Source organism: Pontibacter sp. H249 (genome assembly GCF_037892465.1).
Taxonomy (GTDB): Bacteria; Bacteroidota; Bacteroidia; order Cytophagales; family Hymenobacteraceae; genus Pontibacter.
In genome coordinates this window covers 85,997-109,845 of record NZ_JBBKTR010000014.1, presented here as the reverse complement: position 1 = coordinate 109,845, position 23,849 = coordinate 85,997, and the positions used below count along the sequence as shown (strand labels likewise).

24 protein-coding genes are annotated in these 23,849 nt (G+C 45.8%); 14 read left to right on the top strand and 10 right to left on the bottom strand.

Going from position 1 to position 23,849, the window contains the following annotated elements:
- Window positions 1–3 precede the first annotated feature (3 nt).
- Complete coding sequence (locus tag WG943_RS16390; protein WP_340410651.1) at window positions 4–564, bottom strand: DUF4864 domain-containing protein; 561 nt, start codon at window positions 562–564, stop codon at window positions 4–6.
- 142 nt (window positions 565–706) lie between these two features.
- Between WG943_RS16390 and WG943_RS16385 the strand changes: the two genes are divergently transcribed.
- From WG943_RS16385 to WG943_RS16365, 5 genes are all read left to right on the top strand, one after another.
- Window positions 707–1,498: a phosphatase PAP2 family protein gene (locus WG943_RS16385; protein ID WP_340410650.1), complete on the top strand. Its 792-nt coding sequence runs from the start codon at window positions 707–709 to the stop codon at window positions 1,496–1,498.
- Between the two features lie 39 nt (window positions 1,499–1,537).
- Entirely contained in the window at window positions 1,538–2,806 is a 1,269-nt protein-coding gene (locus tag WG943_RS16380) for a zinc dependent phospholipase C family protein (RefSeq protein WP_340410648.1), read from the top strand.
- A 242-nt stretch (window positions 2,807–3,048) separates the two neighbouring features.
- Entirely contained in the window at window positions 3,049–3,570 is a 522-nt protein-coding gene (locus WG943_RS16375; protein ID WP_340410646.1) for a hypothetical protein, read from the top strand.
- A gap of 145 nt (window positions 3,571–3,715) precedes the next feature.
- Entirely contained in the window at window positions 3,716–4,801 is a 1,086-nt protein-coding gene (locus tag WG943_RS16370) for a DUF3616 domain-containing protein (protein ID WP_340410645.1), read from the top strand.
- 85 nt (window positions 4,802–4,886) lie between these two features.
- Window positions 4,887–5,342, top strand: a complete 456-nt coding sequence (locus WG943_RS16365) for a hypothetical protein (RefSeq protein ID WP_340410643.1) — start codon at window positions 4,887–4,889, stop codon at window positions 5,340–5,342.
- Between the two features lie 75 nt (window positions 5,343–5,417).
- Here WG943_RS16365 and WG943_RS16360 read toward each other — a convergent pair whose 3' ends face one another.
- The 7 genes from WG943_RS16360 to WG943_RS16330 all read right to left on the bottom strand — a co-directional run bounded on the left by WG943_RS16360 (window position 5,418) and on the right by WG943_RS16330 (window position 11,346).
- On the bottom strand, window positions 5,418–5,708 hold the full coding sequence (locus tag WG943_RS16360; protein ID WP_340410642.1) for a hypothetical protein: 291 nt from the start codon (window positions 5,706–5,708) through the stop codon (window positions 5,418–5,420).
- 85 nt (window positions 5,709–5,793) lie between these two features.
- The gene (locus WG943_RS16355) at window positions 5,794–7,308 is read right to left on the bottom strand and encodes an HTTM domain-containing protein (protein WP_340410640.1); all 1,515 of its coding nucleotides are present in this window, start codon (window positions 7,306–7,308) and stop codon (window positions 5,794–5,796) included.
- Window positions 7,309–7,402: 94 nt separating this feature from the next.
- Complete coding sequence (locus WG943_RS16350) at window positions 7,403–7,834, bottom strand: hypothetical protein (RefSeq protein ID WP_340410639.1); 432 nt, start codon at window positions 7,832–7,834, stop codon at window positions 7,403–7,405.
- Between the two features lie 178 nt (window positions 7,835–8,012).
- On the bottom strand, window positions 8,013–9,386 hold the full coding sequence (locus tag WG943_RS16345; RefSeq protein WP_340410637.1) for a lysophospholipid acyltransferase family protein: 1,374 nt from the start codon (window positions 9,384–9,386) through the stop codon (window positions 8,013–8,015).
- A gap of 5 nt (window positions 9,387–9,391) precedes the next feature.
- Window positions 9,392–10,312, bottom strand: a complete 921-nt coding sequence (locus tag WG943_RS16340; RefSeq protein WP_340410635.1) for a M28 family peptidase — start codon at window positions 10,310–10,312, stop codon at window positions 9,392–9,394.
- 197 nt (window positions 10,313–10,509) lie between these two features.
- A complete protein-coding gene (locus WG943_RS16335) occupies window positions 10,510–10,911 on the bottom strand; it encodes a hypothetical protein (RefSeq protein ID WP_340410634.1) in 402 nt (133 codons plus the stop codon).
- A gap of 213 nt (window positions 10,912–11,124) precedes the next feature.
- Window positions 11,125–11,346: a hypothetical protein gene (locus WG943_RS16330; protein WP_340410632.1), complete on the bottom strand. Its 222-nt coding sequence runs from the start codon at window positions 11,344–11,346 to the stop codon at window positions 11,125–11,127.
- Between the two features lie 219 nt (window positions 11,347–11,565).
- On the opposite strand from WG943_RS16330, the gene WG943_RS16325 reads away from it, so the two are divergent.
- The 8 genes from WG943_RS16325 (at window position 11,566) to WG943_RS16290 (ending at window position 21,848) form a co-directional block, all read left to right on the top strand.
- Entirely contained in the window at window positions 11,566–12,039 is a 474-nt protein-coding gene (locus WG943_RS16325) for a hypothetical protein (RefSeq protein WP_340410630.1), read from the top strand.
- Window positions 12,029–12,229, top strand: coding sequence for a helix-turn-helix transcriptional regulator (locus WG943_RS16320; RefSeq protein ID WP_340410628.1), 201 nt, complete (start codon window positions 12,029–12,031; stop codon window positions 12,227–12,229). The genes WG943_RS16325 and WG943_RS16320 overlap by 11 nt, the downstream gene beginning before the upstream one ends.
- A gap of 119 nt (window positions 12,230–12,348) precedes the next feature.
- Complete coding sequence (gene carB, locus WG943_RS16315) at window positions 12,349–15,162, top strand: carbamoyl-phosphate synthase large subunit (protein WP_340410626.1); 2,814 nt, start codon at window positions 12,349–12,351, stop codon at window positions 15,160–15,162.
- 214 nt (window positions 15,163–15,376) lie between these two features.
- Window positions 15,377–16,297 carry a hypothetical protein gene (locus tag WG943_RS16310; RefSeq protein WP_340410624.1) on the top strand — a complete coding sequence of 307 codons (921 nt, stop codon included), beginning with the start codon at window positions 15,377–15,379 and terminating at the stop codon, window positions 16,295–16,297.
- Between the two features lie 961 nt (window positions 16,298–17,258).
- Window positions 17,259–17,549, top strand: coding sequence for a DUF4834 family protein (locus tag WG943_RS16305; protein WP_340410622.1), 291 nt, complete (start codon window positions 17,259–17,261; stop codon window positions 17,547–17,549).
- A gap of 40 nt (window positions 17,550–17,589) precedes the next feature.
- On the top strand, window positions 17,590–20,034 hold the full coding sequence (locus tag WG943_RS16300) for a YfhO family protein (protein ID WP_340410620.1): 2,445 nt from the start codon (window positions 17,590–17,592) through the stop codon (window positions 20,032–20,034).
- A gap of 173 nt (window positions 20,035–20,207) precedes the next feature.
- Window positions 20,208–21,107, top strand: coding sequence for a 1-aminocyclopropane-1-carboxylate deaminase/D-cysteine desulfhydrase (locus WG943_RS16295; protein ID WP_340410618.1), 900 nt, complete (start codon window positions 20,208–20,210; stop codon window positions 21,105–21,107).
- A 105-nt stretch (window positions 21,108–21,212) separates the two neighbouring features.
- Window positions 21,213–21,848 (top strand): DUF4230 domain-containing protein, encoded by a 636-nt coding sequence (locus WG943_RS16290; RefSeq protein WP_340410616.1) that lies wholly within the window; start codon window positions 21,213–21,215, stop codon window positions 21,846–21,848.
- A 72-nt stretch (window positions 21,849–21,920) separates the two neighbouring features.
- Here the strand turns inward: WG943_RS16290 and WG943_RS16285 are convergent, their stop codons facing one another.
- A complete protein-coding gene (locus tag WG943_RS16285) occupies window positions 21,921–22,163 on the bottom strand; it encodes a PLD nuclease N-terminal domain-containing protein (protein ID WP_340410614.1) in 243 nt (80 codons plus the stop codon).
- Window positions 22,164–22,276: 113 nt separating this feature from the next.
- The gene (locus tag WG943_RS16280) at window positions 22,277–22,759 is read right to left on the bottom strand and encodes a regulatory protein RecX (RefSeq protein WP_340410612.1); all 483 of its coding nucleotides are present in this window, start codon (window positions 22,757–22,759) and stop codon (window positions 22,277–22,279) included.
- Between the two features lie 136 nt (window positions 22,760–22,895).
- Between WG943_RS16280 and WG943_RS16275 the strand changes: the two genes are divergently transcribed.
- Window positions 22,896–23,765 (top strand): DMT family transporter, encoded by an 870-nt coding sequence (locus tag WG943_RS16275; RefSeq protein ID WP_340410610.1) that lies wholly within the window; start codon window positions 22,896–22,898, stop codon window positions 23,763–23,765.
- Window positions 23,766–23,849 lie beyond the last annotated feature (84 nt).

The window sequence follows — 23,849 nt, the reverse complement described above, 5'->3', positions numbered from 1 at the left end:
CTTTTACGTTAAGCTGGTTTGCTTAGCTGGTTCCATGCGTGCAATGCCTTCTGTCATCCAACAGCCTTTATATGCTCCTTTTCTTTGCTTGGCAAGTATAAAAAGGTACACATCTTCTGTTCCGTCTCTACCTGTAACTACCACCAATTGGTAAGCTTTATCATCTGTAACTACCATCTGTCCGGTTTTGTAACTTTTAAAGTTTAGCATTGTACGATAAGCAGGGTCACGAACGATAAGTCTAAAGTGATTTATGGGCCCGATGTGCATTCTGTTCTTCGGCGACGAGAAGTTAAATACAGTAATTATGCCGCTGTCGTAAGAGTCGTTTTCCTGGAGTGCGCGCATCTGTATACGGATAACCTGGCGTGGCGAAAGTGCTTTATCCGGCTTGATATAAGTCCATTTAGAGGTGGAGGTTGTTACCTCGGCAGGGGAAGTATGAACAGTGTAGTGCTGTTGATCAGGGGAAGGCATGGCAGGGAACTGCCACCATAGCAAAAGCAACAAAGCGATTCCTGTTGCAAGCATAATCTTATCAAACACTTGATCTAACCCCTTCATACTAAATATGTACTTTATTTAGACAAGGAGAGTTGTGTTATGACGCATTTTTAAAGGTGTATAACTCTAAATTAGCAGGCAACAACACCAGCCGGCAAACAAAAGAGCATCAACGCGTATAGCATAGCAACAGCTCAGCGCCATGAAAAACCCATTATCTAATAAAGTAAAACAGGCACGGCAGTGGCTCCTGGATCACTCGGTAGTCAAAACATTTCAGTATAAGTTTCCCAAAGCATCGGAATTTATTGGAAACAGGTTTCAGACACAGAACTTTCTGGGGCTACCTTTAACCTTACTGGTAGTAGTAGCTTATGTTAACATATCGCTGCTATCGGAGCTTACAGAAAGCGTAATGGACGCTGAATGGATAGTAGTTACAGATCTGCAGTTTACCACCATGCTATATAATACACGTTCGCCGTGGCTAAGCCAGTTATTTTTTGTTATAACAAAACTGGGCGAACGCGAGGCAGTTTTTGGAATTGGGGCAATTGTAACGGCCATTTTTTTGTACCGCAGGCGCTTTGTAGCGTTAGTTATATTTTGGCTGATAATGGCAGGAGTTGGCCTATCGGTGCAGTCTGCTAAGTCGTTTATTAGCCGGGCACGGCCTGCTAATGTAGCCTATTACGAAGTGCAGCACTACTCCTTCCCGAGTGGGCATGCCACTACTGCCTTTGCCATGTACGGCCTGCTGGCATACTTCCTGTACAGGCACTATGATCGTGAAAAATATCAGAATCTTACTTTTTGGGCAGCAGTTATACTTATTATACTGGTGGGTTTTAGCCGGATATACTTAGGAGTGCATTACCTGTCAGATGTGTTGGCTGGGTTTCTGCTGGGCCTGCTCTGGATGCTGGTGGGCATAAGTTTAATGGAAATGATGATGTACCGCAAAAGCAAACGTCCGTTTAATAATCATACCTAATTTCAGCCACTTTATTTTGTGCGACGTACTTCTTGTGTTATGCTATCTACATTACACCGCAGCTTCTGCTGTTTCGCCCTTATACTTTTCTGTGCCGTTTTAAAGCCTACGGGTGCAGATGCTTATAGTGTGCTTACGCACCAAGCTGTGATAGATGCCGCTTGGGAAAAAAGTCTGCAGCCTACCTTACTTAAGCACTTTCCTAACGCTACCGAAGAAGAATTACGAAAAGCCCGTGCGCATGCCTATGGCGGCTCTATTGTGCAGGATATGGGTTACTTCCCGTTTGGCAATGCCTTTTTCACAGACCTGGTGCACTATGTACGCACCGGCGACTTTGTAGAAAACCTGATCACATCGGCCAAAACATTAGACGAACTAGCTTTTGCCCTTGGTGCACTGGCTCACTATAACGCAGATATTTACGGACACCCCATTGGTACTAACAGAGCCGTACCGCTGGTATATCCCAAAGCAAAGGCAAAGTATGGCGACACTGTAACTTATGCCGATGACCCGGTAGCGCATATAAAGGCTGAGTTTGGATTTGATGTACTGCAGGTGGCGCGTGGCAACTATGCACCCGAGAATTACAAAAACTTTATAGGGTTTGAGGTGGCGCCAGAAGTACTGGAAAGGGCTTTTCTAGAAACCTATAGTATAGAGTTGAAGGACGTCTTTACAAGTTTGCCTATGGCTATAGGCTCTTATCGTTATACTATCCGCAACCTAATTCCAGAGTTAACTCGCGCAGCTTGGCAGGCGAAAAAGCATGAGATACAGGAAGAGCACCCAGGAACAACGCGGCGTGAATTTGTGTACCACATGCGTATACCGCGTTACCACGAGCAATGGGGCAACTGCTACGAAAAACCTAATCTATTTGGGCGCTTTGCTGCCTGGGTTATAAGAATAGCACCTAAAGTAGGCCCGTTAAAACCGCTGGCTTTCGTGCCCCCGGGGCCGGAGGCAGAGGAGCTGTTTCAGGAAAGCTTTAACACCACAGTAAAAAAGTATAGCGCCACCTTACAGCAATTGCAGGCAAAGGAAAAGCCAAACCTCCGAAACCCTCAACTAGATACCGGTGAGCCTAACGTAGCCGGTAAGTATAAATTAGCTGATGAAACATACGCCAAGCTACTGGAAAAGCTATCAGACCGGGACTTTAAATACCTTAACGAGCAACTACGGACAGATATCCTGCAGTTTTACAGTAAAGCTCAAAAGCCAAAAACCGATAAAGAAGATTTAAAGGAGTGGGAAAAGACAATGCAGGCACTGGAAAAGTTAAAGAAACACTACCTGTAGGTAATTTTTGTGGAATTGTACCATAACACAGCTGTTACTGCCTGAAATAGCCTGATTAGCTGCTTATTGTATATGTAAATATAACATGTTTTAGTGTTTCCTTTCTATAAAAGCATAAGATAGACGTAACCCTAAGCTAAATTTTAGCGATAAAATAAGTCTGAGGCCTACTCATCTAAGGTCTTTTTTTGAGTCTGGGTGAGAATAGAGGGCTATCGAAAATAAACTTAAAATCAAAGACCATGGAAAACAATCAAGGTAATACGAACAATAAAAATCAACAATCGCAGGCGCAAGCCAGAAACAATACATCATCGTCGCAAAGCAATATGCAAAGCTCTGCTGGCGGCAACCAGTCATCGGGCTCAGCTCAAAGCAGAAGCAACATGACAAGCTCAAGTGGTTCTTCTTCATCAGGATCTTCGCAGGCTAACCAGAGTGGCAGAAACTCAGGTAACTCTAATTCTGGTAACTCTAACTCTATGCAGGGCCGCAGCAGCCAGCAGGCAACTACAGGCCAGGGTGGTATGAAAAACATTCAGGACAAGTTGCAGCAGTTTAGCAATACAGCTATGCAGCGTGTTAACGACATGAGCACAACTCAGAAAGTAATTGGCGGATCTCTTCTGGCATTAGGAGCTGGCTGGCTTGCAATGGGATCAAAGAATAAAGCTAATATCAAGAATAAAGTGAGTTCTATTGCTTCAAAGAAATCAAAAGGAAGTAAAGGCACTTCAGGCTCACCTAACATCAGCCCAAGGTAAAAGCTTGATTTGAGAATAAAGCGAAAGAGGCGCCAGGCATATTTGCCTGGCGTTTTTTTTATGAGTCAGTTTATAATTTGATGCTGTTTATACTATGCAGTAGCGATACCTTCGCGTACAAGTATACTTTAAAGAAGAAGCAAGTATGGCAAAAAAAGTAACACTCCATTTTAGCGGTAACTTAAGTATGGTAAATGAGAAGCATGTACGTGATGGCCTCTCTGCCGCTTTTCGCACAGAAAATGATCTTTGGCTTAGCTGCGACGAAAGAACCACTATAGAAAGGCTGTCGCTACAGCAGGACGGTTCGTTTGCTGATCATACTTCCTTTGAATTGGCCAGTTACTTAGACCTGCCTGCTAAAGACAAAAGCGAGATTGATATAGAGGGCATTGGTATGGCCGGCAACTACCTGTGGATAATTGGCTCCCATAGCCTTAAACGAAGAAAACCGAAGCGCCATCAAAGTATAAAAAAGCAGATGCAACGGCTGTCAGAAGTTATCAGCGACCCAAACCGTTATATCTTGGCCCGTATTCCAATCCTTAAAAACGAAGAAACCGGCCATTACGAATTGTATAAAGAAACTACTGACCCTTTAAGGCCTGGCCATACTTTAAGGGCTGCGCAGTTAAAAGGCGACACTACCAGCTCTCTCTTAACTGAGGTGTTGCAGCACGATGAGCATATAGGTCCGTTTATGAACATACCTGGTAAGGATAACGGTTTTGATATTGAAGGTTTGGCTACATGCGGCAGACGCATTTACCTGGGTTTGCGCGGACCTGTGCTGAGGGGTTGGGCTGTTATACTTGAAGTTGAGGTAGAAGAAGACGAAAAAGGAACGCTGCACCTTAAAAAGCTAACAGAAGAACATTATTACAAAAAGCATTTCCTGAACCTGCGCGGCAAGGGCATCCGGGAGTTACGTGTCTTTGGTGATGATATTTACATATTGGCCGGCCCAACCATGGACCTGGATGGTGTAATAGCTATTTACCGCTGGCCTGGCGCCCTGAAAGGTAAAACAGAGCACATGGTGCACCACAACGAGCTGGAGCGTCTGCACGAGGTGCCGCACGGCACAGGAGAAGACTCGGGTAAAGATAAAGCAGAAGGCCTGGCTGTGTTCGATGAGCAGCACGTGCTTGTTGTATTTGATAGCCCTACCGATAAAAGAAAAATAGGAGAGGATAGCGTAGAGGCTTTGTTAATGAAGGTAGTAGACTAAGCTGATTGGGTTGGGAAAGTATAACCTTTACCTGCATCTTCAGTTTAAAATGTAAACAAGAACAGAAACCGCTAATATATAAACTATGAACAATGCTTTAAAAGCCATGGCAAGCGGCCTGGCCGGAGCCGTGGTCTTAACTGTGGTGCATGAAACACTGCGCAGATTTGTGCCCGACGCACCTCGTATGGATGTGCTGGGTATGCGCTCTATAGAAAAGCTAATGACCAAGGCAGACGAAGAGCCGCCACAGGATAAACAGGAACTGCACAACTGGGCACTTGCCGGAGATGTGGTCTCAAACTCACTTTACTATAGTCTGGCAGGTGTAGGCAGAAATGCTTGGTGGCGCGGAGCCGTGCTGGGAGCAGCTGCAGGCGCAGGCGCTGTGCTTTTGCCGGGGCCACTTGGCTTAGGCGAGGAACCAAGCAACAGGACAACTAAAACACAGGTAATGACAGTAAGTTATTATCTGCTGGGTGGTTTGGTGGCAGCAGCTATCGGGTATGCCTTTGGTAACGATGAGGATGAGGAAGTATAAACTGGCTTAAACAAAAAATAAAAGGGGCAGGCGCTGTTTAAGCGCCTGCCCCTTTTATTTTATAGTCGTTGTTAATTATTGTCCGGTAGTCGTTCCCGTTGTACTTCCAGTGGTTGTACCAGCGGTTGTACCGGTAGTCGTGCCTGTGGTAGTGCCAGTCGTTGTGCCTGTTGTATTCTGAGCTGTGTCTAACGGGCTGATATTGTCCTCTGTCATGCCGCCTTCCTCTTCGTTGTTCAGTCTGCCGTCCACTTCGTTATCTGTTGTCTGCGTATCTACGCCGGTAGTGGATTCTGTGCTACAGCCAGGTAAGGCTGTAACTATTAGCAGAGAGCCTGCAAATAATAAAACATATATTCTTTTCATAGCTTTCAAAGTTTAGTTAACAATTATAAAAGGCTTTTACGGGTATTGTCTAATCCTGGCTATTTTACTTACACTACTACTTATACTACTCCGGCAGATTTGCACAGGTGCATAGTACTTCTCTGGTTGGGGTGGCAACCTGGTAATCAGGTAAAGAGGGCTCTTTCATATAAATTACCTCTAATTGCTTAATTTGTTGGTTTGGGTGCGCCTCATTCCAACGGCGAACCAGGTAATTACAGTAGTATGGCCGCGCGTAGGAATGGTGAATGAAGAGGTAATTTTCAGAGTACTTGCGCCAACGGTCGTTCTTGAAAAGCGAAACGACAGATGCCGGCTTATTATGATCAACCTCTTTGCCCTGCTGGTTCAGGTCTATCTTTTTGCCGTTGACCGTCTGGCCTTCCAGCACATACCATCCATCATCTTTAAAAACTACAGGTGCAAACATGCCCCAATGCTGGTCTAAGCGTAGCAGATAGCCAAACCACCTGCTATTTTCTGGTATTTTTTGCAAAGGAAGTTGGGTGCCGCTTAAATTCCACCAGATACAGTACAGCAGTACTGTGCTCACAAACAAATTCTGTAGTTGTGATACACGGTGCGGGGGCAATTTTGGGGTTCGTAGCTGTACCTGCAGGCTTATAGGCGAAGGCTGCCTCAGGCGCTCAAAAATCTTTTTAAACTGGCCGGTTCTAGGCCTGCGCAACGATGACAGAAAGCGTTTATCTACCCAATCCATAACAGGGCCAGGCACGAGACCTGCTACAGAAGCAATGTTTATCAGGTAAAATAAGCCTACAAAAAGTGTAAGACTGATACCTATATGGAAGCCTACCAGCACCACCACCGCTACCATCCGGAAGAAGTTGTTGTAAAACGGAATGAGCAGCAGGAAAGGCAGGAGCAGCTCTGTATAGTATGCTGTAAGTGTAAGAATGCGCAGCAGTTCGGGGTATGGGTAAATTAACCGGCCACCTGGCATCAGTATCTGGTCAAGGCTGAGGGCATAGTATAAAGCTGTGCCTTCGGTGGTCCATTCGGGAGAGTTTTTAAGCAAGGCAGTACTTACGTATACCAAGCCTATTTGTACAATGTAGGCAACCGTGGCGGCGCTAAAGTAATTAGTGTTTGTATTGCTTAAATCTTTGTTTTGTGTGGCATCATATGAGTAAAATTTACCCCATGGCAGGAAAATAGCCCAGAACAACAGCATGCGGAGCAGGTCATCGCCGCCCTGGCCAATAAGCGGGTTGCGGTTTTGCAGGGATAGCAGCAGCAGCCAGCTTGCAATGGTGGCTATGCGTGTTTTATATCCTATAAGTAACCACACGGCAAAAAAAGCAGCCAGCAAAAAAAGTACAACCTGAAACTGCCATAAGCCACTTAATGTGTGAAACGAAAACAGGTGAGGCAACCACAAATGCTTGTGCAGTACATGCAGGGGTAATACTCCCATGTTAGAGTAGTGTGCCTCTAGGTCTGTTGCTCTGATTGCAAGATCAGTTAGAAGAATGCCAGCTATCCATATCCGCATAATAGCCAGCGCACGCAGGTCTACAGTAAAAACTTTGCGGAAGTATAGCTCTAGGTATTTCATGTACAGCTCCTGCTAGAAGTGGTTAAAAGCAAAAAGGCAATACCGCGCTGATCTTGCCTTTTTGCTTTTATAATGTCTAAAAACTACGACCGAACTACATAGTAGTTGTGCCAGTCGTGGTTCCTGTAGTTGTTCCAGTTGTAGTGCCTGTTGTTGTTCCGGTAGTCGTACCTGTTGTGGTTCCGGTTGTTCCTGTCGTCATACCAGTTGTTGTGCCAGTGGTAGTTCCTGTTGTTGTACCGGTTGTAGTGCCTGTAGTAGTTCCAGTAGTTGTACCAGTAGTTGTGCCCGTGGTGGTTCCAGTGGTAGTACCGGTTGTTGTTCCGGTAGTCGTGCCAGTGGTAGTACCAGTTGTTCCAGTTGTCATGCCAGTTGTGGTACCCGTTGTTGTACCCGTAGTGGTACCGTAATCCTCTTCAGTATCCATGCCTTCCGAGTCAGTTGTTGTATCAGAACTGGTGCAACCAACCAAAAGCGTAGCTACTACAAACGATGATGCACAAAGGTTAATGAAAGTCTTTTTCATAGCGTTAAAATTCTAATTACTACTTTATTTATTTGTTTAATCTAGAACTTTTACGAGCTGCATTAAAAAACGGTGATAAAATGTGCGTAAATAGCTGGTTTTTGGCAGTTTATTCAGGGTGAAATAAGTATAAAACAGTACTAAAAATCAAAGTTGCTATGCAGGATAAAGTACAAAATCAGGCGCTACGAAGATTGCCTGTATCCGGTGTTTCCTGTAAATATTCTTTTCGTGCCTGTTCGAGTTCAGCAACAATCGCCTCACGTTGCGCACGCAGATCCTCTACCACCTGCTGGCGCTTAAAGAACAAGCGTAGCAGCAGCCAGTGTTCTCGGGTATGTGTAGCAACGTTCCAATAACCGAGGGTAAAAAAGCCGCTCAACGGTAAGCTCAGGATATACAGTAACACTAAAGGTGTACTTGGTTCGAGCCATTTTGCTACCAGCCATACTTCCAGCGCATACAGCACCGGAAAGCTAAAGATGCCAACCGTTAGCATAATTGGAGCGTACCACTCCTCTTCTTTTGTTACAGCTCTGGCTACCTTCGATGGAATGATGTACGGAATATAGTTGTGCAGTAACCCGTATAAGTAAACCGGCAAGCCCAGTATCATCAATATTAATCCTGTTATACTTTGGCGGATTATGGCCTGATGCCCTTTGCCAAGTATGGCATCTTGTAACCGTAGGCGCTTTAACTGCAGCATGTAATCATTAATATGCTGCTTAAGGGCAGCTACACGTGCTGGCGAGGTCTGACTGAAGTGAGTTATACTTTTTACAATAGCGCGGGTAAGATTGAAGTCGTGTTCGTGTGGTGGTTCGGAGGTCGGTGCCACTGCGGCAATTCTCCCTTTGTACAGCACCTCTACCTGCCGTGCCAGTTCATCCTCTTCGTCGGTAGGCGTGTGTATAATTAAGTTCTCCATGCGGTTTCTGATTTCGTCAGTAAGAGCTAGCACGGTATCCTGGCTGTCTTCATCAAACAAATGCGCATAATCAGCCACTGTAATGGGCTCTCCAATGTTAACAAATACTTCGCTGCGGAAGCGGCTAGGGGCAGAGTAGTTTAAGCCTACTGGCAGTATTTTCAGGCCAAGCATGTTCTGGTTTTCAGCCTCTACGCCAAGGGCAATACGTGCCGTGCCTGTTTTTATTTTGCGCAGGCGGCGCTGGTTAAAGCTGTTGCCCTCCGGGAATATAAGAATGGTTTTACCTTGTTGCAGCGCCTGAAAGCTTGCAGCAAATGCTTCGTCGTTACTTACAGCCGTGTCGGGGTTGTCTTCGCGGCGGTTTATCGGGATGAGGTGCATCTGGCGCAGTATCCAGTTCTGAAGCTTGCCTCCAAACACGGTGCTTTTGGCAATAAAGTATACTGGCTGCTTCAGGAGTGAGGCCGTAACGATGGGGTCCATAAAGGTGTTAGGGTGGTTTGATACTACCAGTAAAGGCCCTTTGCCCGGGATAAGGTGGCGGTTGCGCACCTCAAATTTTTTGAAGAACACCCATAGGCCAGCTTTGTAAATAAGCTTGAGTAAAGTATAAAGCATAAAATCTAAATCCGAAGGGAAAGTATAGTCTGATAAACACCATCAACTACCTGTGCCATTCTGGCAAAATCCAAAGTATAAATGGTGTCGCTGGGCTGGTGATAGTTTGCGTTGCGGTAAAAAGATGTATCGGTTATCATAAGGGCACTAAAACCGAATTGCCAGTAGTTTAAATGGTCAGAGAAGTCTACGCCTGGTATTGCTGCCGGTGCCTTTAATGATTTCACCGGCAAGGTGGCGGCTCGGTTAAAGTCGCGCAAAAAGCTGCGTCCGAACTTACCGTTGCCAAAGCGCTGTACCACGGCAATGTAGTTGCCTTTGCTGCCGTAAAAAAGCTTCATGGGTGCAAGGGGGTAGCGCTGTGTCTTTTTCTCCTCTTTAAAATACCCGATCATCTCCAGCGATACCATGCCCAGCACCTGCTTCTTTTGCTCTGCAAGACTTTTGGCATGTACATAGCTACCCATGTTTGATGTGCGGAAGTATGGCGGCTCTTCTAACGTATAGGCTACAAAGTCGATCCTGAAGGGTAATGTATGGCTTTGCAGCAGCCTGGCAACTTCCAGCAGACCCGCTACACCGCTGGCATTGTCGTCGGCCCCGGGTTGGTTGCCACACACATCATAATGCGCACCCACTACCAGCAAGGGAGCATTAGCGGGGCCCGTAGAATATATAATGTTGCGGTAGTCGGTTCCGTTAACGTTATACGCCTGCTCTGTTACATTACCCTGCAGTTTGGTGAATTGAGCTTTGATGTAATCTGCTGCTTGGTTAAGTTCCTGCAGGTTCTGGTGGTTTCTGGCTTTTTCGGAGGATGTAAGTGCCAATACATGCTTGTGTAGTTGCAAGGTATCTGTAGCGCTTGCCCAAAGCGTAGGTGCAGCTAAAAGGTAAGTGAATAGTAATAGCAAGGGTGCTTTCATAGGCGAATTCGTCAGAAACAGCCTTCTAATATACTCTTTTAATGGAAATCTTTGCGCTATAGAGCACGAACTTCATCTATATCGATAAGCTAAATCAGAAAAATACAGGAAATTTAGAGGACAAGGTACCCTGCCGACCTGTTTTGATCAGAAATTTGTACTAGCAGGAAAAGAAACGATGCCTTTGGCACAGATAGTTAGGCTTCTACTGAAACGAGCCAGTCGTAGGCAGAAGTAAGGTCTTCAAAGGCTTGAACCTCAAAAGGTATAGGGTAACGCTTATCGTTCAGGAATCTTTTAAGGTGCTCGGCTGCATGTTCATCAAAAGAGTTTAGTACAGCAAAGCGTTTCAGGGGGAGCTGCACGAATAGCTCTAGAAAATCATTGAGCGTCCATTCAGCATCTTTTTGAGAGAGTTCAGGAAGCAGGCGTCTGTCGGCTATGGCGTAAGAAACATTGTACAATCGCACATAAGAGTTAAACTTAAGAAGAGCTTCCCGGTACTCTTTGCTGGTGCACTTGCCATACCATTGCGTGATCAACACACCGGGTTCCTCATAAAGCTCTACATGCAGATATTCTGAGTCGAAACATACCATTCGGAGCGAGGTTAAAGGGTGGATTTACATATAGTAATGTTAAGCATTTAGCTCTAAAAATCAAAGTTTTACCTGCTAAAGTTTATATCCGTTCCAAACTTTTTAGTCAATCCCTAAAACTCTGCATTTAAATGTATCCAGGTATAAAAAATAAAACACCAAAAGCTATCATTACAAATTGTAAAAGCAGCTTTTGGTGCTCAGTTAGTGTTCTTATTTTGTGCGTAGGTTGTTGGCGTTGCTACCATCTAGTTCTCGGGTATCTTCCTCATTTTTAGCAGCAGCGTTGCCTCCTTCTTCTTTGCCTTCCGGCTCGTTGTCTATAATGTCAGTTTCTTTCTTTTTTGTACCGGTTAAAGGTTCCGGGTTCTCGTCCGGGAGTTTTTTGCTCTCATCGGCATTGGTTATAATATCATCGTCTTTAGGCATTTCCATAGATATAAATTGTTTCAGGTTTATACTTATAGGTACGCAAGAGCATATTATAGTTTGCCTGTAGTGGCTCTTTAAAATTTAATTAAGCACTTAAAGTTCTCTTAAATTGATGCTGATAAAGTGTTTTTATTTAAAATTTGGTAAATAATTATTTACTAAAAGTAAAATATTTTTTACTTTTAGTAAATTTAAACGCACAATAAGTATAAAATCAAAGCCATGAAAGAAAGTATATTCTCGGTTACATTACTGCCATGCAAATACAAATATGCCGGCAAATGGGTCCTGATAGCAGGCCTGCCTGTGGTTGCAGCTATAGTTTATCTGTTTAAAAGCACGGGCGTGATTACAGATTCTAGGTCCTTTTTTGATGAGTGGAATGATGCTCTGGTATATTATCCAATCATAATTGGGATGGCATTACTTGTTTTTTCGGAAGAGAAGCAGGAAGACGAAATGGTGCAGAACCTGCGCTACAAAGCTTTTGTAAGTGGTGTCTTTTTCCTGATCATGGCTATACTGTGGTTGCCGGTCTTTGGTAGTATAATGGCTTTAATAAGAGGAAAAAGTATAGGAATGCCCGATGCAGGCGGTATGCTCGGAGCGCTGTTTTTACTTTTGCTCTATACCTACCTATCTTTTAAATACAACCTATACCGAACACGCAAGGCCCTGGAAGCAGATGAGGAATAATATTAAGGTAGAGCGGGCCAAAAAAGACATTACACAAGAGCAGCTGGCTGAGGTGCTGGGAGTAACACGGCAAACTATCAACGCCATCGAAAAAAACAAATACCTGCCTTCTACGCTGCTTGCCCTTAAAATGTCGGCATACTTCGGAATTTCTGTAAACGAGCTTTTTATACTGGAAGAAGGCGATTAAAGCCCTTTTACAAGTAGCTTAAAGGTTAACGGTTTTAAATTAAATCTAAACTCGGGCATTTTTACGTTGCGGGGCCCAACATTTTGCGCTAACTTTGGGCAATTTATACATACCACACCATGCCTAAAGACACTTCTATAAAATCTGTTCTGATCATAGGCTCCGGCCCTATCGTTATTGGTCAGGCTTGCGAATTCGATTACTCCGGCTCCCAGGCTGCCCGTTCTTTAAGAGAAGAGGGGATAGAGGTTATACTTATCAACTCCAACCCGGCCACCATTATGACCGACCCGGTAACGGCGGACCATGTGTACCTGAAGCCACTGGAGAAAAAGTATATTGTAGAGATCTTAGAGAAACATAAGATTGATGCTGTACTGCCAACCATGGGCGGACAGACTGCCCTGAACCTCGCCATCGATTGCGATAAAGCGGGCATCTGGAAAAAGTATGATGTTCGTATTATCGGTGTAGATATCAAAGCCATCGAAACCACCGAGGACCGTGAGCAGTTCCGATTAAAAATGCTCGAGCTCGGGGTAAATGTTTGTAAAGGAGAAACAGCTACCTCGTTCCTGGAAGGAAAAGAGATAGCACAAGAAATAGGCTTCCCATTGGTGATTCGCCCTTCGTTTACTCTTGGTGGTACGGGGGGCGGTTTTGTTAATACCCCTGAGGAATTCGACGCGGCTCTTACACGCGGCTTGCACGCTTCGCCAACGCACGAGGTACTGGTAGAGCAAAGTATACTTGGCTGGAAAGAGTATGAGCTGGAGCTGCTACGCGATAACCTTGGCAACGTGATCATCATCTGCTCCATCGAGAACTTTGATCCGATGGGCATCCATACCGGTGACTCTATTACCGTAGCTCCTGCCATGACGCTGCCAGACACCGTGTACCAGCACATGCGCGATCTGGCCATCAAGATGATGAACGGCATCGGGCAGTTTGCCGGCGGCTGTAACGTGCAGTTCTCGGTTAACCCTGATGACGATACCATTATTGCTATTGAGATCAACCCACGTGTTTCCCGCTCATCAGCCCTGGCCTCTAAAGCAACCGGTTATCCAATTGCGAAAATCGCCGCCAAGCTAGCCATCGGTTATAACCTGGATGAGCTGAAAAATGCCATCACTAAAACTACATCCGCATACTTTGAGCCTGCCCTGGACTATGTGATCGTTAAAATTCCGCGCTGGAACTTTGACAAATTCCCGGGTGTAGACCGCAGACTTGGTTTGCAGATGAAATCAGTGGGTGAGGTAATGGGCATTGGCCGTACCTTCCAGGAGGCGCTGCAGAAAGCTTGCCAGAGCTTAGAGATTAAACGAAACGGCATTGGCGCCGACGGCAAGGAAAAAACAGATTACAACGAGCTGATCGAAAGTCTGAAAAACCCGAGCTGGAACCGCCTGTTCAGTATAAAAGATGCCATGCGCATCGGTATCCCAACCAGCACTATTCAAAAACTGACCAAAATTGACCCATGGTTCCTGGCGCAGATTGAGGAGCTGGACATGTTGGAGAAAGAGATTGAAAAGTATAACCTGAGCACCTTTCCAGCAGAGTTGTTGCGTGAGGCAAAGGTAAAAGGCTATGCTGACCGCCAGATAGCACACTTGCTGCGCTGCAAAGAGAGCGAGGTATTTAACGTGCGCCAGGAGCTGGGTATTCGCCGTGTTTATAAAATGGTGGATACCTGCGCTGCCGAATTCGAGGCTGAAACGCCGTACTTCTACAGCACTTTTGATGGCGAAAACGAAAGCATCGTTACAGAAAAGAAAAAGGTAGTAGTGCTAGGCTCAGGTCCGAACCGCATTGGCCAAGGCATCGAGTTCGACTATAGCTGCGTGCACGGGGTGCTGGCGGCAAAAGAGTGCGGTTACGAAACCATCATGATCAACTGTAACCCGGAAACGGTAAGTACAGACTTCGACATTTCCGATAAGTTATACTTTGAGCCGGTGTTCTGGGAGCATATCTATGAGATCATCTTGCACGAGAAACCCGAAGGTGTAATCGTACAGCTAGGCGGACAGACGGCCCTGAAGCTGGCTGAGAAATTAGACCGTTACGGTATAAAAGTAATGGGTACAAGCTACCAGGCCCTTGACCTTGCCGAGGACCGTGGTTCGTTCTCATCGCTGCTGCGCGACCTGGGCATACCGTACCCGCCGTTTGCCGTAATCGAGACAGCCGAAGAGGCGCTGGAGCTGAGCAAAGAACTGAAGTTCCCGCTGTTGGTGCGCCCTAGCTATGTACTGGGTGGCCAGAACATGAAGATCGTAATAAACAATAAGGAACTGGAGGCCCACGTAATTGATTTATTAAAAGACCACCCGGGCAACAAAGTGCTGCTCGACCACTTCCTGGATAATGCCATAGAGGCTGAGGCCGATGCCATCTGCGACGGCGAGGACGTGTACATCTGCGGTATCATGGAGCATATTGAGCCGGCAGGTATCCACTCTGGCGACTCTTATGCAGTACTTCCTCCTTTTGACCTGAGCGAAAACGTGATGCGCCAGATAGAGGAGCATACTAAAAAGATTGCGGTTGCGCTTAACACAGTGGGAGTGATCAACATCCAGTTTGCGATCAAGAACGAGGTCGTATACATCATCGAGGCGAACCCACGTGCATCGCGTACCTTCCCGTTCATTGCCAAAGCATACCGTGAGCCATACATTAACTACGCTACCAAAATTATGCTGGGCCACGCCAAGGTAAAGGACTTCAACTTTAACCCGCACAGAGAAGGCTACGCGATTAAGGTGCCGGTGTTCTCTTACAACAAGTTCCCGGAAGTAAACAAGGAGCTTGGTCCGGAGATGAAGTCAACAGGCGAGGCCATCTACTTTATAGACGACCTGCAGGATGATTACTTTATTAAAGTATACTCTGAAAGGAATTTGTATTTGAGTAAGTAAGCTTTACAATCCCTCCTAAAAGCAGAAGGGTAAAATATGAAGTTGTAAAAAAGCTCTCCTCTATTTTCAGAGGAGAGCTTTTTTTATTCTTTTTTAAAGTAAAATAGAGGCTTGCCGCACAACATGGCCGGATAATTGAGAGGTATCTAAAGCCGGTAAGGCTGATTATCCGTAGTGTTATTTTATTTGAGATCTTTGCAGTAAGATTAGAAATATGAGAGGAAGTATACTTTTGAAGGGCAAGGCTGTATGTGGCTTTTTGTTCTTGTTGGTTTTGGCAGCTGGTTGTACGGCGCCGCGTGCTGTCATCAACTCTGGTAAGGTAACAGCTCCGGGCAAGTTTAAAGCAGGCGTTAACTTTGGCGGCAACATTGCCACAGAGCCTATCGGCCAGTTAGATGATATTGCCAAAGCAACCGTGGATGCCATCGTTAAAAAAGACTCCGTTTACTACGACAACGAAATAGAGACTGCCACCAAAGCACTTCTGGCGTACGCCCTGGATCCGGTTGGCCCTACCTTTGATTTTTACATTCGCTATGGAGTGGTACCGCGGCTAGATGTAGGCTATAAATATGCCTCTGGTGTGCATGTGTTCGATACGCAGTACCAGTTCATGGGCCCGACAGGTACGCCCGAGAACCCCGGTGTTGGCGACTGGTACGGAAGTATAGGCTTGCAATACGCCGGCCAAAGCTCCGACTGGATAGATAACCTGTTCCTGGACAAACTGCAGCCGGTGCTACAGTTCACAGCCAAACGCCGCGACGTAACAGTTCCGATCATCTTTAGTAAATCTTTCGGTCCGGAAGAGGAGAAGGGAAGTATAGCTTTTGGTGCCGTTTATAACCATACTTCCATTGAGTACGGCTTTGAGCCAGGCAAATTGTTTGAGCGAGTGGGCGGAGAGGTAGAGAAAGTAAATCCGCTAATGGAGAAAAACAGCTTTGGTTCCTATGGCTTATTTGCCAATGCCAGAATCGGCTTCAAGTATGTCTATCTGGTGCCTGCTATTACTATTTACTACCAGGATTACGGCAGTTATAAGCTGCTTCGTAACACTACCCAAAGTTTCTCCGGCATGACCTTTATTCCGTCTTTGGGTATACAGGCTAGTTTTGGTAGGGGCAGGTAAGGTAACTTAGCTTAACCCTCTCCTAAAAAAGTAAATATCTCCTGCCGCGAGATTCCATATTGTGGTTAAGGGTGGGGCAAGTTTACATCTTGCGTGAAAGTATGGTTTTCTCTTTTGCTGTCATCCTTTAAGGAGCTTGGTACGGGCAGGGTTAAGCAATGGCTATGAAAAAGAAATATTGCTGAGTAGAAGCTTATCTGTGTATAGCCAGCTTTTCGCCTCGCCGGCTGGGCCTCACTTTTCTCCTTGATGAGAAAAGTAAGCAAAAGAATCAAGACGCTCCTTTCTCGAGGGCCCCTACCCCCACTCGCTGAACGCTCAAACAGTGGACCGTCGTAAAGTGCACATGGCATAAGCCGTTGCGTCGATGCCAAGTACAAAACCCACCACTAGTCCCTCCGAGGAGGGGAATTTCAGCTGTTGCTTTATACAAGCTTATACTTTGTAGCAACGGCCATCCCTCGGATAGGTCGCGACCTGTCCCTACGAAAATACTAACACGAAAAAGGTCGGAGCTTGCTGTTTCAAACTGTAGTGATCTGTAGCTATGAGAAATTTATCAGTCCTTGGGTTGAGCGCCTTGTAGGTTTCCGGTGCCGAAGGCATTGCGAGGTACGAGCAAAGGAAAGATACACCGCGCGATACCAAAGGACGAGGCCTTGCGGCCGTGAGCACACCAAAGGCAGAGATGAAACAAGACGCAAGTTAGACTGAGGAATAGCAGTGGCTCGATAGAATAGCGGAAAAACGTAGGCAATAGTAACAGCCGGTATTAAAAAGTATAAACCCACACAACAAACAACTGCGGAACTAAGCTAAACTCCCAAGCATTAAACAACTATACTTCTTATCTTTGCCATACTACGCCAAAACGTCAGAAACAAAAGTTTTGGCAAGAGGTTTGTATAACTAGGTTAGGTACTGTTTTTGCAGTATTCTCGTTAAGCAAGAAAGCATTAGCATGATCAAATTCATATTCGTTACCCTACTTATTATTTTCTTTATCCGCTTGGTAGCACCTTTCCTATTTAGGTTCCTGATCGGGTTGTTTTTGAAAAAAAGCCTGCGCAACGGCACGTTCTTCTACAGCAACATGAAGCAACAGCAGCAGGCGTATCAGGACTTCCACCAGAACAATGGTCAGGATAATGGCAAAACCAAAGGAGGTGTTAAAATCGACTACATGCCAGAACAGAAAGACCGCAAGGATTTCGACGGAGGGCAGTACGTGGATTATGAAGAAGTAAAATAAAACTGCTATCTTTCAACTCCTGTTTAGGATTTTGAAAGATATGACAACACCCTTCAACTTCAAGCGTGATGTGCTCCCGCACCTTATTGCTGTAGCAGTTTTTTTACTATTAACGGCGGTATACTTTGCGCCGGTTTTATTCGAGGATAAAGGCCTTTCGCAACACGACATCCTGCAGTTTAAAGGCGGCGCCAAAGAGATACAAGACTACCGCGAGGCAACCGGCGAAGAAGCCCTTTGGACAAACTCCATGTTCAGCGGCATGCCGTCTTACCTTATCAACACCCGCTATCCCGGCGACTGGTCCGGCGTAATTCACTCTATACTTACTTTTGATATGCCTGCGCTGGCGGGTAATATCTTTATCACCTTACTCTGCGCATACCTACTTTTTGTAGCGATGGGCATGAGTTCCTGGCTGGCTATCATAGGGGCCGTTGCGGTAGCGTTTACCTCTTACAACATCATCATCCTGGAGGCAGGGCATAATACTAAGTCGCTTACCATTGCTTATATCCCAATGGTACTGGCCGGCCTGATTGTGACGCTGCGCCTTAACCTGTGGTTGGGGGCTGCCTTGTTTGCACTTGGTCTTACGCTTAATCTGCACTTCAACCACCTGCAGATGACCTACTACATGCTGCTGCTGGTGATAGTCTTTGGCATTGTTGAAGTTGTCTTTGCTATTAAAAATGGTACAATTGCAGAGCTTCTGAAACGAGGAGCCGTACTGGCAATAGCAGCTATACTTGCCGTAGGCGTAAACTTTGGCAGGCTTTACACTACTGCAGAGTACACCGAGCACAGTATTAGGGGCAAATCGGAATTAACGCAACCCAACAGCGGCGAGAATGTAGGTAGCGGCCTTGATAGAGAGTATGCCTTTAACTGGAGCTATGGCGTAAGCGAAACCATGACCTTGCTCATACCAGACTTTTACGGCGGTAGCAGCAGCTCTTCCTTAGACTCAGATTCTGAAACATACAATGCTCTTTTAAAATTAGGAGCACCACCGGCACAAGCCGAGCAAATTGTAAAACAAGGCTTGCCAATGTACTGGGGGCCGCAGCCCATGACAAGCGGACCGGTTTACGTGGGTGCCATTGTGATATTCCTGTTCGTGCTAGGTTTGTTTATCGTAGACCGCCGCTGGACCAGCTGGCTCGTGGCTGGTACCATACTTTCTATTGTGCTGGCTTGGGGTAAGAATTTCGAGGCGTTCAACTATTTCATGTTCGATTACTTCCCGCTGTACAACAAGTTCAGGGCAGTATCTTCGGCATTGGTAATTGCCCAGATCACAATTCCATTCCTGGCCATGCTGGCGCTATGGAGGCTGTTCAAAGATTATAGCCAGATCAAAGATCTGGATAAAAAGCTGTTAATTTCAGGAGGTATAACTGGAGGCATCTGTTTGCTGGTATGGCTGTTTGCAGGATCTGCCAGCTTCGTTTCGCCGGTTGACCAGCAACTGATGCAGGCGCAATTTCCAATCGATGCCATCCGTGCCGATCGTGAAAGTATGATGCAATCGGACGCGCTCCGCTCTTTGGTGTTTATACTTCTGGCAGCGGGCGCTTTATACTTCTTCGTGAAAAACAAGCTGTCGGCTACAATAGCCATGGCCGCTGTAGGTATACTTATACTTGCTGATTTGTGGATGGTGGACAAGCGTTACCTGAACAACGACGATTTTCAGCGCCAGGTAGTGGCTAACTATTTCCAGCCAACGCAGGCCGATCAAATCATACTTCAGGACAAGGACCTGAGCTATCGTGTGATTTACCTGCCGAATCCGTTCAACGATGCCCGCACCTCCTACTTCCACAAGTCGATTGGCGGGTATCACGGTGCCAAGTTGCGCCGCTATCAAGATGTAATTGATCGCCACATTTCTCAAAACAACCTAGAAATATACCGCATGCTGAACACGCGCTACGCCATTACCGGCGACCAGCAGCAGCCGGTGCAGCGTGTGCCGGGAGCGCTGGGCAATGCCTGGTTTGTAGAGCAGGTGCAGCCGGTGCAGTCGCCGGACGAGGAGTTGGCAGCGCTAAGCGATTTTGATGCAGCTACAACTGCCGTAGTAGACGTGAATAAATTCCCGGTAAAGCAGCAGAAATTCTCTGCTGATAACGCCAATATCGAGCTGGTGGCTTATGATCCGAATAACCTGAAGTATGAGTACCAGGCAGCGCAGGGTGGTTTAGTTGTGTTCTCGGAAGTATACTACGCTGACGGCTGGCAAGCTTATTTAGATGGTGAGCCAGTTGATCATATTCGTGCCAATTACATTCTACGTGCTATGCAGGTACCAGCTGGCAAGCACACCATCGAATTTAAGTTTGCTCCTAAATCATACTTCCTGGGTAATACCATTTCGCTTGTTTCTTCTATTCTTCTGATTGTGGTGGTGCTGGGCGCCATCGCCTACGGTGTAAAGAAAAAGCAGCGGGTAGAGGAAGTGGATAAAGTTAAAAGCTAAAAGTTTAAAGTATAAGTAGAGCCTCAGCAACAGCTGGGGCTTCTTTTTTGAATTAAATGTCATTTCGGATTTGATGAGAATTCTGGAGCATTGCATAACCCCGCCATGTTTCAGATTCCTCGCGTAGCTCGAAATGACAGCTAAGTACCTGAAAATAGTACGTACCTTTGAGCATGGAAGCACCGCTGCAAAAGCTACACGACCCGCTGCTGGAGGCACACGACATAACGCTGTGGATTAAGCGTGAAGACCTGCTGCATCCGCACATATCGGGGAATAAATGGCGTAAGCTAAAGTATAACCTGCAGGCGGCCCAAGAGCAGCAAAAGACTACATTGCTTACTTTCGGCGGTGCTTATTCCAACCACATAGCTGCTACAGCCGCCGCTGGCAAAGAGTATGGCTTTGGGACTATCGGCATCATCAGGGGAGAAGAGCACTTGCCATTAAACCCAACCTTAAGCTTTGCCACTTCCTGCGGAATGGAGCTGCACTACATCTCCCGCGAAAAGTATAAACTCAAACATGAAGCACCTTTTTTGCTGGAGCTGGCAGCGCAATTTAATAACCCTTATATCATACCGGAAGGCGGCACAAATAACCTTGCTGTAAAAGGCTGCACCGAAATCGTACAGGACATCAGCATAAATTACGACTACATCTGCTGCGCATCTGGTACAGGGGGAACCATAGCAGGTATTATTGCCGGGCTGGCAGGAGAAAAGCAGGTGTTGGGATTTCCGGCACTGAAGGGAGGAGAGTTTCTGCAGCAGGAAATTGAGCAGTTGGTGCACAACTACAGCGGGCAAAAGTATAGCAATTGGCAACTTATTACCGACTACCACTTTGGAGGCTACGCGAAGGTAAAGCCGGAGCTTATAGCGTTTATAAAAGCTTTCCAGGGGCAGCACCAGATACCGCTGGAGCCGATCTATACTGGTAAAATGATGTATGGCCTGTTCGAGTTGATTAAGGGAGGCTACTTTAGCAAAGGAACTACCATTTTGGCAGTTCATACTGGTGGCCTGCAAGGCAATGCCGGATTCAGAGAGCGGCTGGGGTTAGAAGTATAATACATTTATACCTTTAGCTTTAGGAATGGTTGTTGCAACTATTGCAGCATGATAACGGTTGACTAGTCATATACAAGTTTTCTGAACCTTGCTTAAATAGTACCCATGCCCTTACTCCGACTTTTTATAAAACTTCTCCCTTGGATCATTGTTTTGGTGGCCGGATTTTTCTTCTGGCGTTTTATTAGAGACTTTTTTGATGAACCTGCCGCTAAAAAAGAGCCTGAAGTGGTGGTAAACTATAACACCGTTCTTACTTCTGTAGAAGACTTAGGCAAGATGGAGTTGGTGCGTTACAATTTCAAGGATGTGGTGGAGTATGAGAAAAACGTATCGAGGTGGGTGCCAAAATCTAAAGTGGTGTTGATTGTTTCTGGCGAGGCAGTTGGCTGCGTGGATTTCACTAAAATAACTAAGGCCGATATTGTTTTCGAAGGCGACTCGCTGGTGCAGATCGGGGTGCCGGAGCCGGAGATTTGCTACTACAAAGTAGACCACAGCAAATCTAAAGTGTTCAGCAAAGAGAACACCTACTTTCAGGATGCCAGCCTGGTGGAGGAGAGTTATAAGTATGCCGAGCGGAACGTAAAGAAAGCAGCTTTAAGATCTGGTATACTTCGCCAGACACAGGAGAACGCCGAAAAGGTACTAAAGCCGATGCTGGAGGAAATTACAGGCCGCCGGGTAGTGCTGGTGCAGCAACGAAGAATTGAGAACCCAAAGTTGCCGCCGAAGCGGTAGTTTCGTTGCTAATTTATGTAACCATACCGCAAGCTTAGTTTCAGCACAATTTGCGGTATGGGAACAAAAGTATTATTGAATACTAGCCTTCACTTTCTGGCCTCTACCAATTAACAGGTAAAGTATGGCTCCCAGAACCGGTAAAAAGACAATAAGTATAACCCAAATCAGCTTATTGATGCTGTTTTTAAAATCACTTCGAAGCAAATCGATTAGTGCCCAAAGCCAAAGTATGGCCGGAATGCCTATAAAGAATAAAAGAAGAAGAATTTCAGCTCCTCCGATACCACCAATAAAGAGTAGAGTGTTTAGCATAGTAAGTTTGTTTAAAAGATACTTGTAGGATTTTAAGTACTGGTAATGCTAAGAATTAGCATCCTCTAATATAGTGCTTTATTTAAATAAATAGATAGCTCTGCGCAAGTTATTCACGACTCCAATCCCTTTATCGCATCCTGCACCAGGTCATTCTCATAGCCTTTGCTCATGAGGAAGTATGTTAGTTTCTGGCGGCGGGTGAAGGGATTCTTTTCTTTTTCAGTGGCGTTTTTCTTTTCCAGCAGTTGCAGCAGGTTCTGTTCGTATACTTCAGGGTCTATCTCTTTCAGGCCCTGTTTAATGCAGTAATCGGAAATGCCTTTGCTTTTGAGGCCCTGCATAATTTTGCGTCGGCCCCACTTTTTCAGGCCATACTTTCCGCGCACGTAGCTCTGGGCGTAGCGTTCCTCGTCAATCAGCTTCTCTTGGCTCAGGCGTATTATCAGTTCTTCTATATCGTCAGGTTCTAAACCATAAGTATACAGTTTGTCGCGCACTTCCTGCTGGGTACGTTCCTGGTAGGCGCAGTAGGCGGCGGCTTTTATTAAGGCCTCTTTCGGGGTATAGGTTTTCTGTTTTTTCTGGCGATCCAAAATAGTGTGGTTGGTTACTCAAATATAAACAAGTTACCGTAAAGCAGAGTTCTGAGTTTGCGGTTTATACTTCTGCTAAAAAAGCTTCTTTCACAACGTATAAACCCGGACATTTGTAGTGAAAACAGTTTAACGTATGTTATCTAAAGGGGTACGGCACATGCTGCTGTCTACGTTCTTCTTTTCTTTGATGAACGTGTGTGTGAAAGAGGTGTCGCATATACCGGCGGTGGAGATTATACTTTTCCGCTCCGGCGTTTCATTAATTATGAGTTGGGCCATGCTGAAACGGCAGAATGTAAGCGTGATTGGTACGCATCATGGCCTCCTGATTGCACGGGGAGTAGCCGGGGCAGCTGCACTTATCCTGTTCTTCATCACGCTCCAGAATATACCTTTGGCTACAGCTGTCACCATACAATACCTGTCGCCAATTTTTACCACCATACTTGGGGTGTTTATTGTGAAAGAAAAAGTGAAGCCGTGGCAGTGGGTTTTCTTCCTGATTTCGTTTGCGGGCATACTTGTAATTGAGGGGGTTGATGTGCGTATCTCGCCGCTATACTTAGGCTTGAGTGTGGCCAGTGCGCTGTTTGCAGGCATTGCCTATAACATGATTCGAAGGCTGAATACGCGTGAGCATCCGTTGGTAATCGTGTTTTATTTTCCGTTGGTGGCGTTGCCCATAACTGGTTTATACTCTATTTTTAATTGGGTACAGCCAGAAGGTTGGGATTGGGCTATACTGATACTAGTTGGAGTGCTTACCCAGTTGGCGCAGTATTACATGACCATGGCCTATCAGTCGGAAGAGCTTTCTAAGATTTCTACCCTCAATTATATCGGAATTATTTACGCATTGTTTCTGGGGTATACCTTCTTTGGCGAAACGTTTAACGTGTGGTCTTACGCAGGTATGGCGCTGGTGCTGCTAGGGGTGGTGCTAAATGTAGGCTACAAAAACCAGCTGTCAAAAAAAGAGGCAGCTGCAGCAAAGGCAGGCTAAATTATTATACTTTGTAAAATTTAAACACAAGATTAGGCGTTTGGCGTTAGAAGTATAAATTGCACAGCCAATGCTAGTGGTTAT

Bases quoted from the DNA above. Each gene is read 5' to 3' on its own strand.
- WG943_RS16345 (WP_340410637.1), bottom strand. From the start codon at position 9,386: ATGCTTTATACTTTACTCAAGCTTATTTACAAAGCTGGCCTATGGGTG.
- WG943_RS16350 (WP_340410639.1), bottom strand. From the start codon at position 7,834: ATGAAAAAGACTTTCATTAACCTTTGTGCATCATCGTTTGTAGTAGCT.
- WG943_RS16340 (WP_340410635.1), bottom strand. From the start codon at position 10,312: ATGAAAGCACCCTTGCTATTACTATTCACTTACCTTTTAGCTGCACCT.
- WG943_RS16380 (WP_340410648.1), top strand. From the start codon at position 1,538: ATGCTATCTACATTACACCGCAGCTTCTGCTGTTTCGCCCTTATACTT.
- WG943_RS16385 (WP_340410650.1), top strand. From the start codon at position 707: ATGAAAAACCCATTATCTAATAAAGTAAAACAGGCACGGCAGTGGCTC.
- WG943_RS16375 (WP_340410646.1), top strand. From the start codon at position 3,049: ATGGAAAACAATCAAGGTAATACGAACAATAAAAATCAACAATCGCAG.
- WG943_RS16360 (WP_340410642.1), bottom strand. From the start codon at position 5,708: ATGAAAAGAATATATGTTTTATTATTTGCAGGCTCTCTGCTAATAGTT.
- WG943_RS16390 (WP_340410651.1), bottom strand. From the start codon at position 564: ATGAAGGGGTTAGATCAAGTGTTTGATAAGATTATGCTTGCAACAGGA.
- WG943_RS16330 (WP_340410632.1), bottom strand. From the start codon at position 11,346: ATGGAAATGCCTAAAGACGATGATATTATAACCAATGCCGATGAGAGC.
- WG943_RS16365 (WP_340410643.1), top strand. From the start codon at position 4,887: ATGAACAATGCTTTAAAAGCCATGGCAAGCGGCCTGGCCGGAGCCGTG.
- WG943_RS16325 (WP_340410630.1), top strand. From the start codon at position 11,566: ATGAAAGAAAGTATATTCTCGGTTACATTACTGCCATGCAAATACAAA.
- WG943_RS16370 (WP_340410645.1), top strand. From the start codon at position 3,716: ATGGCAAAAAAAGTAACACTCCATTTTAGCGGTAACTTAAGTATGGTA.
- WG943_RS16320 (WP_340410628.1), top strand. From the start codon at position 12,029: ATGAGGAATAATATTAAGGTAGAGCGGGCCAAAAAAGACATTACACAA.
- carB (WP_340410626.1), top strand. From the start codon at position 12,349: ATGCCTAAAGACACTTCTATAAAATCTGTTCTGATCATAGGCTCCGGC.
- WG943_RS16305 (WP_340410622.1), top strand. From the start codon at position 17,259: ATGATCAAATTCATATTCGTTACCCTACTTATTATTTTCTTTATCCGC.
- WG943_RS16275 (WP_340410610.1), top strand. From the start codon at position 22,896: ATGTTATCTAAAGGGGTACGGCACATGCTGCTGTCTACGTTCTTCTTT.
- WG943_RS16300 (WP_340410620.1), top strand. From the start codon at position 17,590: ATGACAACACCCTTCAACTTCAAGCGTGATGTGCTCCCGCACCTTATT.
- WG943_RS16290 (WP_340410616.1), top strand. From the start codon at position 21,213: ATGCCCTTACTCCGACTTTTTATAAAACTTCTCCCTTGGATCATTGTT.
- WG943_RS16285 (WP_340410614.1), bottom strand. From the start codon at position 22,163: ATGCTAAACACTCTACTCTTTATTGGTGGTATCGGAGGAGCTGAAATT.
- WG943_RS16355 (WP_340410640.1), bottom strand. From the start codon at position 7,308: ATGAAATACCTAGAGCTATACTTCCGCAAAGTTTTTACTGTAGACCTG.
- WG943_RS16335 (WP_340410634.1), bottom strand. From the start codon at position 10,911: ATGGTATGTTTCGACTCAGAATATCTGCATGTAGAGCTTTATGAGGAA.
- WG943_RS16295 (WP_340410618.1), top strand. From the start codon at position 20,208: ATGGAAGCACCGCTGCAAAAGCTACACGACCCGCTGCTGGAGGCACAC.
- WG943_RS16310 (WP_340410624.1), top strand. From the start codon at position 15,377: ATGAGAGGAAGTATACTTTTGAAGGGCAAGGCTGTATGTGGCTTTTTG.